Below are 1771 nucleotides of genomic sequence, written 5' to 3' on the forward strand. Positions count from 1 at the left end.
TATGTGGACAGATCTTATCCCATCACACCCGTGTTCGCCAGTGCCAAGAATGTGCCCAATGGCTTTTGGAATAACGAGCCGTTGATCGCTCGCTTGGTCGCTGCCTTTGCTCCTAACGGTCCAGAGGCCGAGGCATTGAATGGCAATCATCCAACGAAGACTGTTCTGCAAGTCTCGTATGAGTCTGTTAACACATCAGGGAATACTGCATCCGGAGGATTTGTTTCCCCGCAGTTAGCCAGCGAATTGTTTGGTCGAGGTAGCCATTTCTTCTGGGAGGGGAACTACGCACAAGCCCTGGAACTCTTCGACATGGGTTTGGGGATTAACCCCGACGATGCACGCCTATGGTATTTCAAGGGCTTTTCAGAAATGGCTCTGAACAGGATGGACGATGCGGAGCGTTCCATCGTCACAGCGATCGTCCTGCATGAAAAGTCCAGCAACACGCGAGAGATTGCACAATCACTGGAAAGGGTTCAAGGGAGGTTTCGGGCTGTGATTGAAAAACTTCGCCCAAAGGCAGCGCTGGCATTAAGGACAACCCGAGTCACAGGCCCCAAGGCTGCGACCTTGCCGCCCGTGGCCAGTGATGCGCGGCCAATTCGGTAAAACACCCAGGCCTTTTTTGGGTAATTCCAAAGCTGGACCACTATTCATCGCGAATAACGCGGTAAAATGTCGTCACAGGCGACACGGCAATGGGAGTCGCATTGCCAATCCTTTCGGCGGTCGGTGTTATTTCTTGCCTGTTAAGCAGGCCACCGACATGGCGTGATATGTATTGGCGGGATGTCCCCAAGCCGCAGAGTTCTCGTTGAGTCAAAGACGATGCAGCGGGGCATCCTAAGGACTGCTCACTGCCCCGGGCTAGCTTGCTGTAGCGCCCGGTTGACGGCCAGCGACCTAGTCCTTCGAGCAGCAGGATCTCAACGCACCGTCCTGAACGTTTTAGTCGGGCAAAACCTCCCGTTTACAAAAACTATACTAACGGAATTCGGATTTAGAAATCGGGCCGACCGTTGCAAAGCACAGACGGCCAAGTATGATTTATTATGTGTGTTTCCGGGGTACCTGTCCGGAGAGCGGGAATGAGCCAATATCAACGACGCGAAAACATTGGGGCAACGAGCGCCGAAGAGGCACGTAAGGTTTCGCGGGGGCTTCTTGGGGAGGATGGTGGTTGGGACCTCTCGTCGGAGGGTGGTGCGGCCCTCTGGCGCACCGTGCGGGATGGCGTACGTTATCGGCCGCCGCCTCTCCCAGAAGGTGTCCCTTTTTGGCGTCAAGAGGCGCGGTCGCGCATTTTGTTCAAAATGCCGATTGGCGATCCCGCTTCTCGGGTTTTCACTCTCGCCCAGTATTGCGACAAACTCCGCGGCCGGGAAGACGAGTGGCGTCGGATCCCGGCGAACTCGCCGATAATTCCTGAGCCGCTTCGTCTGCTCGACGAAATAGTGGATAAGGTACTGGACCTTGTTGAGTATCTCCATGGCCAGCGACATACCGTTGGATTACTGGCCCCCGAAAATATTGTGGTCCTGGAACGGGACGATGGAATCACAGTAACCTTTTCCGATTTGGGATTCTATTGGGACGATCCGCTGGCACCCACCGTTCCGGGATGGCTTCTGTCAGATTCCAAAATCAATCCACACGCGCTGATTTGGGAGAACCCCCGGCGACAACTGGAAGAATTTGACAGCGATCGCGATTTGCGCATTCTTGGGCGGGTTTTTTGCTCAGCCCTCTTGGGACGGCCGTATCGCGA

General features: G+C 54.8%; 2 protein-coding genes. Both read left to right on the forward strand.

Going from position 1 to position 1771, the window contains the following annotated elements; genetic code table 11:
• Positions 1-612: tetratricopeptide repeat protein (locus H5U08_RS17695; RefSeq protein ID WP_297036141.1), on the forward strand; the 612-nt coding region annotated here is incomplete at its 5' end.
• A gap of 479 nt (positions 613-1091) precedes the next feature.
• Positions 1092-1771: hypothetical protein (locus H5U08_RS17700; RefSeq protein WP_297036144.1), on the forward strand; the 680-nt coding region annotated here is incomplete at its 3' end.

This window comes from Thermogutta sp. (genome assembly GCF_014359955.1).
Lineage (GTDB): Bacteria > Planctomycetota > Planctomycetia > Pirellulales > Thermoguttaceae > Thermogutta.